Source organism: Capnocytophaga sp. H2931 (genome assembly GCF_002302535.1).
Taxonomy (GTDB): Bacteria; Bacteroidota; Bacteroidia; order Flavobacteriales; family Flavobacteriaceae; genus Capnocytophaga; species Capnocytophaga canis.
In genome coordinates this window covers 75,869-91,186 of sequence record NZ_CP022381.1, presented here as the reverse complement: position 1 = coordinate 91,186, position 15,318 = coordinate 75,869, and the positions used below count along the sequence as shown (strand labels likewise).

The window sequence follows — 15,318 nt, the reverse complement described above, 5'->3', positions numbered from 1 at the left end:
CTATATTTGCGGAAATTTCCACATCTGATGAATTTATTGATATTTATTTTGGCATTTCCCTTAATATGGTTAGTCTCTGTTTTGCCATTCCGATTATTGTACGTTTTGTCTGATTTTTTTTACATTGTTATATATAAAATTCTGAAATTCAGGGTTAAAGTAGTTCGTAAGAATTTATCCATTGCCTTTCCTTTTAAGAGCGAATCGGAACGATTATCCATAGAAAAAAAATTCTACAAACATTTCTGTGATATATTTTTAGAAATGGTAAAATCTTACGGAATGTCGGAAAAAGAGATGAAAAAACGGATGATTTATTCCAATCTGGAAATTCTCAAAAAATACGAAACTGAAAATCGAAGCATTATTTTCATATGTGGGCATTATGCGAGTTACGAGTGGTTGTTGTCGTTGGCGTATTCTTTAAAACATACGTCATATGCGCTTTATAGTCCGTTGAGCAACAAGTACTTCGATAAACTAATCCAGAAAATCCGCATGAAACATAAAAGTTTTTTGATGTCGCGTTACAAGGCTTCTGCGGAAATGAAACGACATAAAGACGAAGGGCTTATTTGCTGTTACGGATTTGCCGCTGACCAGGTTCCTAACAGTTCCAAAAGCTATCGTCGTCCGTTTTTAGGATTACGAGTACCAGTCTTCACAGGAGCGGAACGCATTAGTAAACAGTTAAATACGGTAGTTGTATTCGCTAACATTGAGAAAATAAAACGAGGGTACTATCGGACTACTTTTGAAGTTCTTTCCGAAAATCCGATCGAAATGCCTGATTATCAAATTACAGATATGTTTTTTGAACGTCTCAACCAACAGATTTATTCACAACCTGAATACTATCTGTGGACTCATAACCGTTTTAAACGCATGTAAAATTGTTCTCGAATCATCCCTTTATAGCAAAAGAAAACATCTTTTTATCACCCAAAAAACCTTCTAAAATATCGTTTGCAAGTACTTGTCCTACGTTAGCAGGGGTTCCCGTAAAAATCAAATCCCCTTTGCGTAGCGTGAAATACTTTGAACATTCGGAAACTATTTGGTCAAAGTTCCATAGCATTTGATTTGAACTACCCTGTTGTACCGTTTGTCCGTTTTTCTCTAATCGAAATGAAATGTTAGTCAAATCCAATGTTGATTTTTGTACAAAATCTCCTATAATAGCAGAACCGTCAAAAGATTTGGCTTTTTCCCAGGATAGTCCGTCCTTTTTTAGAGATGATTGTATGTCTCGAGCCGTAAAATCAATCCCCAAACCAATTTCATCATAGTACTTGTGAGCGAATTTTTCGGAAATAAATTTACCATTCTGATTAATTTTCAATACCAACTCTACTTCGTGATGCAAATTGGAAGTGAACTCAGGAATATAATAGGGTAATTCGGTGTTATGAATCGCCGTGTCGGGTTTCATAAACAATACTATTGATTCGGGATGTTTTCCGTCAAATTCTTTAATATGGTCAATATAGTTTTTACCTACACAAATGATTTTCATAATTTTATGTATATTTAATTGTTTTCAAGTATTCGTAAATCTGTTGTGTTTTCAATGGGCTTATCGTTATAAACTACCGTCCAACCGACCGAGCGTGTCAAGAAAATAATGTTTGATAGTTCGGATATTAATCGGTTTTTCGCGTTGCTTTTCAGCGTTGAATTTGCTACTTTTTTCTCTAATTCAGTTTGTATTTTTTTCTGAATTTTGTTTACATCATCTGCATTAAAAGGATTTACTTGACTTTGACTTATGTCGTAATATTTTAAATTTGGATATATTTTTATTTCCTCTTCAGGAATATATTTGATATTCACTATCTTATTTACTTCATCGATGTCGTAAGTAATTTTTGTAAGATCATATGCTACTGTTACATCGGCATTGACTACAATTAGTATTTTTTTGTCGAATGAAAATAAATCTAAAAAATATTTCTGACTATCTGTATATGAAATTACCTCTGAAAAATGACCTTCAGTAACGATAAGTTTGCTGACATTCGCAATTTGGGTCTGAATTAATGCTGTGTCGGCTTCCAAAACTGCCTTTTCTTCTTTTTTATCGAAAATGTATTTCAATCCTAAAAGAAGTACTACCGCAGTGAGCATACCTATGAAAAATCGTTTCATCCTATGAATTAAATTTACGTAACTTAATGGCTGTCAGTACTTTTTTAGTGTATAAAGGAAAATCAGCATTTAGAATCCATCCGAAATAGCCAGGTTCTTCGGCTAAAATATCTTCCACACGTCGCCCTTTGTGTTTTCCAAATGAAAAAATTTCTTCATTTTTATCGTTCATCACGATAAAACCTGCAAAATCAACACTTTGCTTACGTGTTGTAAATTCACTGATTTTTTTAATATCGGTTCCCAAATCATCATATCGTTCAAGTTGGGATTTGAAAATCTCGTACGTAGCATTAGTATCGGCTTCTGCTGAGTGGGCATCATCTAAAATTTTATCACAGTAAAACTTATAGGCGGCACTCAAGGTTCGTTGTTCCATTTTGTGAAAAATGGTTTGTACATCGACTGTAACGCGGTTTCCTAAATCAAAATCTATTTCGGCACGTAACATTTCTTCTGCCAGAAGAGGAATATCGAATCGATCTGAATTAAATCCCGCTAAATCAGAATCTTTAATCATGTTGTGGATTGTTTTTGCTAACTCTTTGAAAGTAGGTTCATTAGCAACTCTCTCATCGGTAATTCCATGGATATCACTTGCTTCTTTTGGAATAGGCACTGTCGGATTTACCAACCAGGTTTTACTTTCTTTATTCCCGTTTGGAAAAACTTTTAAAATAGAAATCTCTACGATACGATCTTTGGTAATATCTGTTCCTGTGGTTTCTAAATCAAAAAAACAAATAGGTTTTGATAATTTTAATTTCATATTCTTTTATTTGATGTGTCTTATCTTATTATAAAGTTTCAAACAGTTGAATTACATTGTATTATATATTTTAATGCAAATTTCTTGTTTTGAATGCTCGACAAAGATACGACAGAAAAACAAATTATGATTCATTTAATCAAAATAAAACAGATTTTGCCTCAAATTAGTCTTCATGATTTTTTTGTATGACTTACGCTTATAATAGAATTACAGAAAAACTTTTTTTCAATATTTTTTATATCTTTGTGGAATTATTAATCAATTTTTTTTATATTATGACAAAAAAAATAAATCAAAAAAAATTCGCTATTGTTGCCGTTTCGCTTATTTTTGCAACTTCTTGTAAAAATAATACCGAAACGATGAAAAAGACAGAATATCCAGATATTCAGCCACCTGTGGCGAAGAAAGTTCCTCACAAATTGGAAAAATTTGGTGATGTACGTACCGATGATTATTTTTGGTTAAATCAACGTGAGAACCAAGAAGTTATCGACTATCTGAATGCCGAAAATGAGTATTACCAAAAAATGACGGCTCACACTAAGGATTTTCAAAATTCGCTTTTCGAGGAAATGAAATCTCGAATTAAAGAAGATGATTCGTCCGTACCATATTTCCGCAACGGATATTGGTACATTACCCGTTACGAAACAGGAAAAGATTACCCGATTTATGCGCGTAAAAAAGGAACTTTGGACGCTCCCGAAGAAATTATGTTCGACTGTAACGAAATGGCAAAAGGACACGCCTATTTCCAACTTGCGGGAATTTCTGTAAGTGATGATAATAAATGGGCTGTTTTTGGTGTGGATACCGTTTCTCGTCGCCAATACGTGTTGCAAATCAAAAACTTAGAAACAGGTGAAATTCTTTCTGAAAAAATTGAAAACACCACAGGTTCAGCAGCTTGGGCAAGTGATAACAAAACGCTATTTTATACCCAAAAGGACCCACAAACCCTTCGTTCTGATAAAATTTATCGTCACGAATTGGGTACAGATACCAAAAAAGATGTACTTATTTTCCACGAAAAAGACGATACTTTCTACACGTATGTATATCGTGAAAAATCAAGAAAATACATCGTTATCGGTTCAGGAAGTACGCTTACATCGGAATATCAAATCTTAAAAGCGGACAATCCTACGGGCGATTTTAAAGTATTTCAGAAACGTACACGAGGTTTGGAGTATGATATTTCACACTATGGTGATGCTTTCTACATCGTTACCAATAAAGACAATGCAACGAACTTCAAGTTGATGAAAACCGCTGAAAATGCGACTTCTGCCGAGAATTGGAAAGAACTTATTCCGCATCGTGAAGACGTATTTTTAGAAGGAATCGAAATTTTCAAGAATTTCTTAGTGGTGGAAGAAACGTTCAATGGTTTAAATAGAATTGAAATTCGTACTTGGAGTGGTGGGCAGTCGTATTATTTGCCTTTCGAAAGTGAAACTTATACGGCATATACTACACAAAATGTTGATTTTGATACAGATGTATTGCGTTACGGATATCAGTCGATGGCAACACCTGCTTCGGTAATTGACTTTAATATGGTTACCAAAGCAAAAACGGTGCTAAAAGAGCAACAAGTTTTGGGTGGAAATTTCGACAAAAATAACTACGTAGAAGAACGAATTTGGGCAACGGCACAAGATGGAACAAAAATTCCGATGTCGATGGTTTATCGTAAGGGAATGAAAAAGGACGGCAAAAATCCGTTGTTGTTGTACGCTTATGGTTCGTATGGACATACAGTAAGTCCGTATTTTTCCTCTTCTCGATTGAGTTTGCTTGATAGAGGTTTCATTTATGTGATTGCTCACATTCGTGGAGGGCAATATTTGGGCAGAAAATGGTACGAAAACGGCAAAATGCTACACAAAAAGAATACATTTACCGATTTTGTTGATTGTTCTAAACACTTGATAGCTGAAAAATACACTTCAAACGAACATTTGTATGCCGAAGGAGGTTCAGCAGGAGGTTTATTGATGGGAGCTGTGGTAAATATGGCTCCAGAGCTTTACAATGGTGTGATTGCGGCTGTTCCGTTTGTTGATGTGATAACTACGATGCTTGATGATACAATCCCTTTAACAACAGGAGAATATGATGAGTGGGGAAATCCGAATGAAAAAGAGTATTATGATTATATGCTTTCTTATTCGCCTTATGACCAAGTAAAAGCACAGAATTATCCGAATATGTATGTTTCTACAGGATTGCACGATTCGCAAGTACAATACTGGGAACCAGCTAAATGGGTGGCTAAATTACGTCAGATGAAAACCAATAATAATTTGCTGTTCCTCGACACGAATATGGATGCAGGGCACGGCGGAGCCTCTGGTCGTTTTGAAGCCCTGAAAGAAACCGCCAAAGAATACGCATTTATGCTGGATTTGGAAGGAATAACTAAATAATCTTATAAAAGAAAAAGCTATCCGAAAAGGACAGCCTCTTCTGAATAAATTTTCCTTAGAAAAGCATCTTCCAAAAATAGGGAGATGCTTTTTCTTTGGAAATTCGTTTGATAACCAAATTTCCCTTTCTGCTACTTTGTACAACTATTCTCTTTATTTCATTCATTTTCAAATATATTTTTACTTTGTCTATAAATCTCATCAACCAAATTCGCCATCATCATGGGTGGAACGCTCATTCCAAGTACGTACTGCACGAATGAATACGTGGAAGTTACGCCAAAATCATTACGTTTGCGTAAAATCTACCTAAACGAAAACGACCGCAAACGCTACGAAAAAGAGTTTAAATAATTGTAAGATTCTTTTAAAGAAGTAACAAAAAAGCCGAAAGTATTACACTTTCGGTTTTTTTGTTAATCTAAAACGTTGTTTCTTAGGGCTTAGGTAATAAGCTTATCCCATTAGTAGCTAAATCTTTCCAGCCCTTTGCATTTTGATAAGCACTTAAACTACTTGCAGGTACATAAATGGTTTTTACTTTAGTGAGTTTAGGGCTACTATTATGATTATTTTCATCATTTTGGTCAACAAAAAGCCCAATATAGTTTTCTATTTGCGGAGGCGTAGTTGCCTCTAAGGTAACCGAAGTTAAACCATTCTCCCAAAAAGCACCCTTTTCAATGGTAGTTATATTGGCAGGTATGGTAAGTGTGGTAAGGGCTTTGCAATTGTAAAATGTAGCATTTTGGTCATAGTAATACTCTGCTCCTTTGATTATAGTCATTTGATTGGAAAGCGTAACGGAAGTTAATTTTTCACAATTAGCAAAAGTACCTTTCCCTAATTCGGTTACACTATTGGGCAATACTACTGATACCAGCCCAGAACCATCAAAAGTTCTGTCTGCTATACGGGTTACTCCATTGGGAATATTTATGGTACTAAGAGATTCACAACCTTCAAAAATTCCATCATATCCTCCATCATTTCCAATGTTTGTAATGCCATCGGATAAAGTAACATCTTTAAGGTTTTTACAATCCTGAAAAGCTTGTTTCCAATATTCTACTCCATTTCCAATAATAGCTGTTTTTAATTCCTTACATTTTACAAAAGCTCCCTCTATATTTACAATGCTATTAGGAATTGTTATACTACTTAATTTCGAACAACCTACAAAAGCTCCCTCAATATCGGTTACCCCCTCTTCTAAAATAACCGATGTTAAATCAGTACAATTTCTGAAAGCTCCACTTATGTCTTTCAATTGCTTGGGTATTGTAATGGTTTTTAAACTTGTACAATTATGAAAAACTCCTGATTTTATTGTATCGTGTTCGTAAAAGTTATATTCTTTATTTATCGATGCTATATTTTGAACACCTCTACCCAATTCCACAGAGCTCAAACGACGTAAATTAGTAAAAGCCTTGGGTTTTATCACTTTCACACTATTGGAAATGATAATAGAATTTAAGTTGTTACAATCTACAAAAGCTTCTCGCCCAATGGTGGTTACCTGACTTAAATTGGGGTCGGCATTCATATCAATATTGCGAGTGCTAATGTTCATCCATAATACCAAAGTTTTACCGTCAGCACTCAATTTGTAGTCAGAGGCAGAAATACCCTCAGAGTTTCCTCCACTTAGTGAGATACCACTCCCCCAACCTTGTTCGGTTTTTGCCCCATATAGTTTTGCGTTTTTGGTGTCAATATACCAATCGCCTATATTTCCTAAATGGGCTGTGGGGGCGGTGGTTCCGTAAAGAATTCTATTGCCGTCAATACCATTAGCTCCGGTACTTCCCGTTGCTCCTGTATCGCCTTTATCGCCTTTGTCTCCTTGCAAACCTTTCAAGTTTACGGGCATTCCCCAGCCATTGGTTGTTTTAGCCCCATACAGATTGGAAGTGGTGCGGTCAAAATAGTAATCACCCACGTTTCCTAAGGAAGCATCGGGTACACCACTGCCCGTAATGATGGTGCTACCATCTTTTCCGTTAATACCGTCACGCCCATCTTTTCCTGCGGGACCTTCTTTGGTGCAACCACCTATAACCACTGCTATAAGCAGAGTCATTACATACATTATAATTTTCTTCATTCTTCTATAAAATTTTAAATCATTAAAAACTAATTTATTAAAAAACAATACAAACCATCCATTTTATATGTTTCAATAAAGCACTAAATAGGTTTTCAACCTCTAAAAATACGTCTCAGAAACGTATAAAATACCCTTCGGAAATGTATTTTATACACTGAAACAACGTATTTAATACCATTTTAAACCCTATTAAATACATTGATAAAAAGCATTCAATACCCTGATGATATCTATTAAGTATGGTTATAAAACCTATTTAATAGGTTGTTTGATTTTTTACATCCCCCTACCCCCTTTAAAGGGGGATTTTTTAAAAATCTTTTTTCAAAAGGAATTTTATACATCCGCTTTCTTCCGTCCTCCTTTAAAAAATTGCTTCAGTTGCTCATATAGGGTTTTAATTCCAGGAACGTTTTGTCCGCTTAAAAATTTGACATTTCGGTAAAAGGTTATCGAATTGAAATAATTGTCATTATCAAGCAATACTTTAGTATCCGAAAGTTGTTCTGTAATAGTTTTAAGACGAATAAGGCGAGTTTCAATTTGCTGACGAGCTTGATAATCGCGGTCAAATTCCTCCTTATCCAAAAAAGAAGGCACAAACTGAGGATATTGCTCCATAAACTCTTTGCACTTATTTACAAAAAGTTTGTTTTGCTCAGCAATGCTTCCGTACTGTCTACGTTCATCAGGAGTAAGGTTAAATGTTTTTCCTTTTAGCACATTTTCAATGTTTTGCAAGGCTTCATCTAACTTTTGTAATTCTTCGGCAGTAAAAACTACACTGGCTAAATTTTTGTCTGTCATCGTATTAAAGTTTTATAGTTAAAATTTCTATTTTCCCAATTTACACAAAAATGCAAAAAACCGATTACGAGCCATATGCCCATAATCGGTCTGTTTGCTATATATTGTTAGCAAATTTGTATTATGTTGTAAAAAATAAGTTATGAAATGTTGTATATATGCAGAAAAAGTATATACACACGCGAAGGAACTTTTAGTTAAAGCATAAGAAAGGCGTTGCGTTGCGTTGCGTTGCGTTGCGTTGCGTTGCGTTGCGTTGCGTTGCGTTGCGTTGCGTTGCGTTGCGTTGCGTTGCGTTGCGTTGCGTTGCGTTGCGTTGCTATATCAATTTGCAATGCAAATATACAGAAATTCAATGAGTTATGCAAGTATTTTGTAATGAAATTCATAAAGTTTTGAGTAGTTAAATGCTTTGTATCAGGTTGCAAATATATGCTAATTTTTCATATCTGAATAGATTTAAATGTTAAAATATTTTGTGATTTTCACATAACACCCAAATAAGTATTTTTTTAAGTTTAATAAAAGTCAATTCATTGTACAAAGGTGAAAAGATAAAAAAAAAAAACTACCATACAAAAAAAGTTGCCCAATATTGTGGACAACTTTCTTTAACTTCGTTTGAGACAATCAATGACTACTCTCCTAATAAAGATTTAATTCTTTGGAAATTGCTGTGATCCCCTAAGGCACCATAGATACTTTTCAATTGCTCTAAAATATCCTTAGTATTACCTTGTTTTTTTACATAATCTTCCAAAACATCTGCTCCTTTTTTGAAGAAATCATCTTTTTTCACTCTCAATTCTTCGTATTTTTTAACATCTGCTTTTGAGTTACCCAAAGCATTCATCTCCTCAATCAAGGCATTACCCTCAGTAATGTATGATGTTGAGATGTTTAACGCAGCTGCTGCATAGTCTGGTTTTAGTCTTAATGCTTCCTCAAATGATTTACGAGCTTCAACTACATTATTTTGTTGTAAATTGATTACTCCTATATTGTAATGCAAATCAGGATTATTAGGTTCAATTCTGATAGCTTCTTGCATCAATTCTTTAAATTTATCTTTATTATCCAATTGGAAATAAATCATCGCCTCTTGTACCACGATGTTGGCATCGTTTGGAAATCTCTTACGAGCTTCTTCAAAAGCTTGTAATGCTTCATCGTTTTTGCCTTGCTCTACATAAATGTAAGCTATATTTTTTACGATTTCAGCGCGTTTTGATGGGGTTTTCTCGGTTCTTGGATTCGTGTGCGTTCCTCCTTTAACCATCAAATCTCGTTGATTTTTGCTTCCAAATAACTGTTCCTCTCCTGACTGCTTGTCTTTTGCGTAGTAAAGAACCTCTGAACCATCGTAGTTCATATCTTTTAATTCTTTGTAATATTGCAAAGCCAAATCATAATCTTTATCTTGAACAGCCATTGAAGCAGCATAGTATAGATTGACCGTATCCTTTGGGCTGAAGCGGTATACCTGTTCAAAAGCTGTAGTAGCTGTTTTGAAATCTTGCTTTGTGTACGCTTCTTGCCCTTTATTCGATGCAATTTTAGCGGCTACTTCACTTAAAGCAGGTAGTTGAGCTGTAAATTTCCCTTTTCCTCCCTCTATTTCTCTCACTTTGGCAAATGCTTGTGAAGCATCTTTCAATGAGGCAAGTAAATTAGCATTTTTCTTTGCATTTTCCAAACCTACTGTCCCTTCCAAAAAATAGTATTGAGCCGCAAAATCACCACTTGAGGCTATGCTTTTCACCTGAGAAAGCATCGTTTTTGCTCCTGCTAAATCTCCTTTTTTGATTAGCTTTTCAACTTCTCTGAGTTCTTTTTTCTGTCCAAATGCAGTTGCCGAAACTAATAAAGCAGCTGCTATCACTAATGGTTTTTTCATTTGTTTCTGGTAATTAATTCTACAATATTTTTTTGTTTCTATTCTGTACTCTCAATTTCTGTACCATTTTCTTGATTTTCATCCGTTGAAGATTCCTGCTCATCCTCCTTCATAACTTTCGCAACAGCTGCTATAGAGTCATTTCCTTTAATATTGATGAGCCTAACCCCTTGTGTTGCACGTCCCATAATTCGTAAATCGTCTATTGGTAAACGGATAGCTATTCCAGATTTGTTAATAATCATCAAATCTTCACCACTAAGTACACTCTTAATAGCCACTAAGTTACCTGTTTTTTCAGTGATTGAAATGGTTTTTACTCCTTTTCCTCCTCGATTGGTAATTCGGTAAACTGCTTCTCCAGTTTCAGGTTCATCAATGTAAGAACGTTTTCCGTAGCCGTTTTCTGAAACCACCAAAACGGTTTCTTCCTGCGGATTTTCAATAGCGATCATTCCAACTACTTCGTCTGTTTCCACGTCCAAATCAATACCTCGAACCCCTTGTGAGTTACGTCCTACTGCACGTACTTTTTCCTCTTCGAAACGAATAGCTCGTCCTGATTTCACTGCCAACATTAGTTGACTTTTTCCTGAAGTAAGTTTTGCTTCTAACAACTCATCACCATCTTTAATGGTAATAGCGTTTATTCCATTTTGACGTGGACGGGAGTATTCCTCCAATAACGTTTTCTTGACGATTCCTTGTTTTGTCGCCATAATCAAAAAGTTGTTATTGATGTATTCCTCATCTTTCAAATCTTTTACGCTGATAAAGGCTTTAACCTTATCATCTTGTTCAATATTGATAAGATTTTGAATGGCTCTTCCTTTCGATGTTTTTGTTCCTTCAGGAATTTCATACACGCGCATCCAAAAACATTTTCCTTTTTGGGTAAAGAACAACATGTATTGGTGATTCGAGCTTACGAACAGATGTTCTAAGAAATCTTGGTCACGCGTATTGGACGCTTTCTGCCCCACACCTCCCCTATTCTGGGTTTTGTATTCGTTCAACGATGTACGTTTAATGTATCCAGCATGTGTAATTGTGATGACCATTGTTTCATCAGGAATCATATCCTCAACACTAAACTCTCCTCCTGCATATTCAATTTGTGAACGACGTTCATCACCATATTTTGCCTTCACCTCAAGCAATTCTTCTTTGATAATTTCAGTACGACGCTCTTTCCGTGCGATGATGTCTTCCAAATCTTTAATAAGAGCCATAACCTCCTCATATTCAATACGCAACTTATCTTGCTCCAGACCTGTTAGCTGACGCAAACGCATCTCAACAATGGCTCGTGATTGAATCTCAGATAATTCAAAACGCTCCATCAATCTGGTACGAGCTTCGTTCGCATTTTCCGACGAACGGATAATGGCAATTACCTCGTCAATGTTATCAGAAGCAATGATTAATCCTTCTAAAATATGTGCTCTTTCCTGTGCTTTTTTCAGTTCGAACTGAGTTCTGCGATAAACCACATCATAGCGGTGTTCCACAAAATAGTGAATTAAATCCTTCAAATTTAACAATTGTGGACGACCGTCAACTAAAGCAATGTTATTTACACTGAACGATGTTTGTAGAGCAGTATGTTTGAATAAATTATTTAATACTACATTAGCTACAGCATCTCGTTTCAAAACATAAACAACACGCATTCCTCCCCTTCCAGACGATTCGTCTCGCACCTCAGAAATTCCTTCAATTCTCTTCTCATTGATCAAATCCACCGTCTTTTTAATCATTTCAGCTTTATTGACCTGATATGGAATTTCGGTAACTATGATGCATTCTTTTCCATTTACTTCTTCGATATTAGTTTTCGCACGTACAACAACTCGACCACGTCCCGTTTTGAATGCCTCTCGAACGCCTTCATAACCATAAATGATACCTCCTGTAGGGAAATCAGGAGCTTTGACATATTTTATTAGCTCTTCAATATCTATTTCAGGATTTTCAATGTAGGCTACCGTTCCATCAATGACTTCCGTCAAATTATGAGGAGCCATATTAGTTGCCATACCTACAGCAATTCCCGAAGATCCATTAACTAATAAACTGGGGATACGCGTTGGCAAAACCTTGGGTTCCAACAAAGTATCATCGAAGTTATACTGATGGTCGACCGTGTCTTTGTCAATATCAACCAACATATCTTCGGAAATTTTACGCATACGAGCCTCTGTGTAACGCATTGCCGCAGGAGGATCGCCATCAACCGAACCGTAGTTTCCTTTTCCATCAACAAGCATGTAACGTAAGCTCCAATCTTGAGCCATACGTACCATAGTATCATATACTGAGGAATCTCCATGGGGGTGGTACTTACCAAGAACTTCTCCCACAATCCTTGCTGATTTTTTGTGTTGACTATTGCTAAAAACTCCTAATTCATTCATCCCGAACAACACCCTACGATGCACTGGCTTCAAACCATCACGCACATCGGGCAATGCTCGCGAAACAATTACCGACATTGAGTAGTCAATGTAAGCGGATTTCATCTCATCACCAATGTCCACTGGAATGAGTTTTTCTCCTTCTGCCATATTATTTCTTACTATTTTTTATGTTTTGTATTCAATTAACGTGCTAATGTACGAAGAATATTTGTACTGGACTAATAAAAAAAAGATTTTTTTTGTTATATGAAAAGTGTACATAAATTAAACAACTTATAATCAATCATATATAAAATATATTTTTTGACATCTTTTTTAGAAAACAAGATGTTAAAAAATAATATTAGCTTTCAATTCTGTTTTTTTTCAAATGAAACTTTCTTTTTTTCCACTTTTTGTTGTACCTTTGTTACCTTGTAACTTTGTGAACAAAAAGAATGAGTAAAATAGAATCTTTTAAGGAGCATATCCTTTCGGGATATACCTGTAAGGGCGACTACATTACATTAGGAGGTGCGATATTCGATGGAGAACCTATTGAAAATCTGTTAGTTAATTTACCTCTAAAAACTTTGAATCGTCATGGACTCATCGCAGGTGCGACTGGTACAGGAAAAACCAAAACTTTGCAGGTCATTGCAGAGAATTTATCCAAAAATGGTGTTCCTGTACTTTTAATGGACTTGAAGGGTGATTTAAGCGGATTGGCAGAAGCAGGTGAAGAAAAATCTTTCATTACAGAGCGTCATAGAAAGATAGGGCTTCCTTTTGAAAATCAATCGTTCCCTGTGGAGCTTTTAACCATTTCAGAACAAAAAGGGGTTCGTTTACGTGCTACAGTTTCTGAGTTCGGGTCGGTATTACTTTCCCGTATTTTAGATTTGAGCGATGTACAAGAAGGCGTGTTAGCTGTTATCTTTAAGTATTGTGATGATCACAATTACCCGCTGTTGGACTTAAAAGATTTGAAAAAAATACTCCAATTTGCTACAGAAGAAGGTAAAACTGATTTTGAAAAAGAATACGGAGCTATAGCTAAAACATCAACAAGTGCTATTCTCCGAAAAATAGTGGAATTGGAACACCAAGGAGGAGAATTATTCTTCGGCGAACGTAGTTTTGAACCCTCTGATTTACTAAGAACTAACAATAAAGGTGAAGGGTATGTAAATATTATCCGATTGACAGACATTCAAGATCGTCCAAAGATGTTTTCTACTTTCATGCTCAGTTTGTTAGCAGAAATCTACTCAACTTTCCCAGAGGAAGGAGACCTTAAAAAACCTAAATTGGTGATTTTTATTGATGAAGCTCACTTAATTTTCAGTGAAGCATCAAAAACCTTGTTGAATCAATTAGAAAATATCGTTAAATTAATCCGTTCCAAAGGCGTCGGTTTGATTTTCTGCACACAAAATCCAACAGATGTACCTGATGCTGTACTTTCGCAATTAGGAATGAAAGTGCAACACGCTCTGAGAGCCTTCACTGCCAAAGATCGAAAAGCCATCAAACTAACGGCTGAAAATTACCCAATCACAGAATACTACAACACTGCAGAAGTACTGACCTCTTTAGGAACAGGAGAAGCTTTCGTGACAATTTTGAACGAAAAAGGAATCCCTACCCCATTGGTTGCTACCATGCTTAGAGCCCCGATGAGTCGTATGGATATTCTTTCTGATACCGAAATAAATGGTTTAGTAAATCGGTCGGAATTAGCTAAAAAATACAACGAAACCATTGACCGAGAAAGTGCTTACGAGTTATTAAACAAAAAAATAGCTGAAATTCAAGCCAGTGCAACCAAAGAAAAAGAACGTGAGTTAGCTGAAAAACAGCAATCGCGTCAATCACAATCCCCTACAACACGCAAAACATCTCGAACAACTCGCTCAACCGCTCAAAATCCGCTGTTGAAAATGGTGACAAGTGCTACTTTTGTGCGTGGAGTGTTGGGAATACTAAATAAAGTTATTAAAAAATAATAGGAAGTGTTGTAAAAAGTATGATACCTTTAATAAAGTGGATATTTCTGTCAGGCTGAGCGTAGTCGAAGCCTTGTAATTACAGGGCTTCGACTACGCTCAGCCTGACAATCAGAACTAACATCATACTTTTTATAACACTACCAAATAATATATAAAATCAATAGTTATAACATGAGAAAAATAATTGGATTAACATTTTTGGCTTTATCAATAGTTGCTTGTAAATCAGAGGATAACACCTATTTAATAACTAAAGAAAATATAGGCGTACTACAAAAAAATGTGGCTGTACAAAAATTGGATTCCATCTATGCCAAAGATTCGTTGGTGAACAGCACCTATGATGGAGAACTCCGATATGCGAATACGGAGCGTATTCTAATCTTTGAAAAAGGAGGAAAAGAATTACTGGAAATTACACCTGCTATTAGTGGAAAAACAAATGAAAAAGTCGTGGAAAGCGTACGTATATTAGATCCGCGTTTTACTACAGAAAAAGGAATCTCTTTGGCAAGTACTTACAAAGATATTAAATCAAAATACACTGATTTTGAAATAGAACAGACCTTTAAAAGTATTTTAATTACCCCGAAAGGTGAAAACGTTTATTTTACGTTTGATAAATCGGCTTTAAAAAATAAAAATTTTGGACTTTCATCTGATGTAACCAAAGATGACATCGAAGAAGATGCTAAAATCGACCGAATGGTGGTAGATTGGAGCATATATTAATAT

Annotated in this window: 13 protein-coding genes; 5 read left to right on the top strand and 8 right to left on the bottom strand. The window is 35.5% G+C overall.

Features of this window, described 5'->3' with window-relative positions; all coding sequences use genetic code 11:
• Positions 1–27: 27 nt before the first annotated feature.
• Positions 28–891, top strand: a complete 864-nt coding sequence (locus tag CGC52_RS00380) for a lysophospholipid acyltransferase family protein (protein WP_042009476.1) — start codon at positions 28–30, stop codon at positions 889–891.
• A 13-nt stretch (positions 892–904) separates the two neighbouring features.
• Here CGC52_RS00380 and CGC52_RS00375 read toward each other — a convergent pair whose 3' ends face one another.
• Genes CGC52_RS00375 through CGC52_RS00365 form a run of 3 tightly spaced genes read right to left on the bottom strand, consistent with a single transcriptional unit; the run spans position 905 to position 2,917 of the window.
• Positions 905–1,516, bottom strand: coding sequence for a fumarylacetoacetate hydrolase family protein (locus CGC52_RS00375; protein ID WP_095893112.1), 612 nt, complete (start codon positions 1,514–1,516; stop codon positions 905–907).
• Positions 1,517–1,530: 14 nt separating this feature from the next.
• The gene (locus tag CGC52_RS00370) at positions 1,531–2,148 is read right to left on the bottom strand and encodes a DUF4230 domain-containing protein (RefSeq protein WP_042009479.1); all 618 of its coding nucleotides are present in this window, start codon (positions 2,146–2,148) and stop codon (positions 1,531–1,533) included.
• A gap of 1 nt (position 2,149) precedes the next feature.
• On the bottom strand, positions 2,150–2,917 hold the full coding sequence (locus CGC52_RS00365; RefSeq protein ID WP_042009481.1) for a 3'-5' exonuclease: 768 nt from the start codon (positions 2,915–2,917) through the stop codon (positions 2,150–2,152).
• Positions 2,918–3,195: 278 nt separating this feature from the next.
• On the opposite strand from CGC52_RS00365, the gene CGC52_RS00360 reads away from it, so the two are divergent.
• Positions 3,196–5,355 (top strand): S9 family peptidase, encoded by a 2,160-nt coding sequence (locus tag CGC52_RS00360; RefSeq protein WP_095894405.1) that lies wholly within the window; start codon positions 3,196–3,198, stop codon positions 5,353–5,355.
• A gap of 222 nt (positions 5,356–5,577) precedes the next feature.
• Positions 5,578–5,709: a hypothetical protein gene (locus tag CGC52_RS11385; protein ID WP_255318320.1), complete on the top strand. Its 132-nt coding sequence runs from the start codon at positions 5,578–5,580 to the stop codon at positions 5,707–5,709.
• Between the two features lie 82 nt (positions 5,710–5,791).
• Here CGC52_RS11385 and CGC52_RS00350 read toward each other — a convergent pair whose 3' ends face one another.
• The 5 genes from CGC52_RS00350 to gyrA form a co-directional block, all read right to left on the bottom strand.
• Entirely contained in the window at positions 5,792–7,465 is a 1,674-nt protein-coding gene (locus tag CGC52_RS00350) for a leucine-rich repeat domain-containing protein (protein ID WP_095893111.1), read from the bottom strand.
• Positions 7,466–7,804: 339 nt separating this feature from the next.
• Complete coding sequence (locus tag CGC52_RS00345; protein ID WP_042345058.1) at positions 7,805–8,275, bottom strand: hypothetical protein; 471 nt, start codon at positions 8,273–8,275, stop codon at positions 7,805–7,807.
• A 197-nt stretch (positions 8,276–8,472) separates the two neighbouring features.
• A complete protein-coding gene (locus CGC52_RS11170; RefSeq protein WP_111966930.1) occupies positions 8,473–8,664 on the bottom strand; it encodes a hypothetical protein in 192 nt (63 codons plus the stop codon).
• Between the two features lie 248 nt (positions 8,665–8,912).
• Complete coding sequence (locus tag CGC52_RS00335; protein WP_042346871.1) at positions 8,913–10,172, bottom strand: lipopolysaccharide assembly protein LapB; 1,260 nt, start codon at positions 10,170–10,172, stop codon at positions 8,913–8,915.
• 38 nt (positions 10,173–10,210) lie between these two features.
• On the bottom strand, positions 10,211–12,739 hold the full coding sequence (gyrA, locus tag CGC52_RS00330; RefSeq protein WP_042009187.1) for a DNA gyrase subunit A: 2,529 nt from the start codon (positions 12,737–12,739) through the stop codon (positions 10,211–10,213).
• Between the two features lie 290 nt (positions 12,740–13,029).
• On the opposite strand from gyrA, the gene CGC52_RS00325 reads away from it, so the two are divergent.
• Both CGC52_RS00325 and CGC52_RS00320 read left to right on the top strand, forming a co-directional pair.
• The gene (locus CGC52_RS00325) at positions 13,030–14,580 is read left to right on the top strand and encodes a helicase HerA-like domain-containing protein (RefSeq protein ID WP_095893110.1); all 1,551 of its coding nucleotides are present in this window, start codon (positions 13,030–13,032) and stop codon (positions 14,578–14,580) included.
• A 174-nt stretch (positions 14,581–14,754) separates the two neighbouring features.
• The gene (locus CGC52_RS00320) at positions 14,755–15,315 is read left to right on the top strand and encodes a hypothetical protein (RefSeq protein ID WP_095893109.1); all 561 of its coding nucleotides are present in this window, start codon (positions 14,755–14,757) and stop codon (positions 15,313–15,315) included.
• Positions 15,316–15,318 lie beyond the last annotated feature (3 nt).

Excerpts from the sequence above, each read along its gene's own strand:
- CGC52_RS11385 (WP_255318320.1), top strand. The coding sequence starts at position 5,578 with ATGGGTGGAACGCTCATTCCAAGTACGTACTGCACGAATGAATACGTG.
- CGC52_RS00325 (WP_095893110.1), top strand. The coding sequence starts at position 13,030 with ATGAGTAAAATAGAATCTTTTAAGGAGCATATCCTTTCGGGATATACC.
- CGC52_RS11170 (WP_111966930.1), bottom strand. The coding sequence starts at position 8,664 with ATGAATTTCATTACAAAATACTTGCATAACTCATTGAATTTCTGTATA.
- gyrA (WP_042009187.1), bottom strand. The coding sequence starts at position 12,739 with ATGGCAGAAGGAGAAAAACTCATTCCAGTGGACATTGGTGATGAGATG.
- CGC52_RS00345 (WP_042345058.1), bottom strand. The coding sequence starts at position 8,275 with ATGACAGACAAAAATTTAGCCAGTGTAGTTTTTACTGCCGAAGAATTA.
- CGC52_RS00335 (WP_042346871.1), bottom strand. The coding sequence starts at position 10,172 with ATGAAAAAACCATTAGTGATAGCAGCTGCTTTATTAGTTTCGGCAACT.
- CGC52_RS00380 (WP_042009476.1), top strand. The coding sequence starts at position 28 with ATGAATTTATTGATATTTATTTTGGCATTTCCCTTAATATGGTTAGTC.
- CGC52_RS00320 (WP_095893109.1), top strand. The coding sequence starts at position 14,755 with ATGAGAAAAATAATTGGATTAACATTTTTGGCTTTATCAATAGTTGCT.
- CGC52_RS00365 (WP_042009481.1), bottom strand. The coding sequence starts at position 2,917 with ATGAAATTAAAATTATCAAAACCTATTTGTTTTTTTGATTTAGAAACC.
- CGC52_RS00360 (WP_095894405.1), top strand. The coding sequence starts at position 3,196 with ATGACAAAAAAAATAAATCAAAAAAAATTCGCTATTGTTGCCGTTTCG.
- CGC52_RS00375 (WP_095893112.1), bottom strand. The coding sequence starts at position 1,516 with ATGAAAATCATTTGTGTAGGTAAAAACTATATTGACCATATTAAAGAA.
- CGC52_RS00350 (WP_095893111.1), bottom strand. The coding sequence starts at position 7,465 with ATGAAGAAAATTATAATGTATGTAATGACTCTGCTTATAGCAGTGGTT.
- CGC52_RS00370 (WP_042009479.1), bottom strand. The coding sequence starts at position 2,148 with ATGAAACGATTTTTCATAGGTATGCTCACTGCGGTAGTACTTCTTTTA.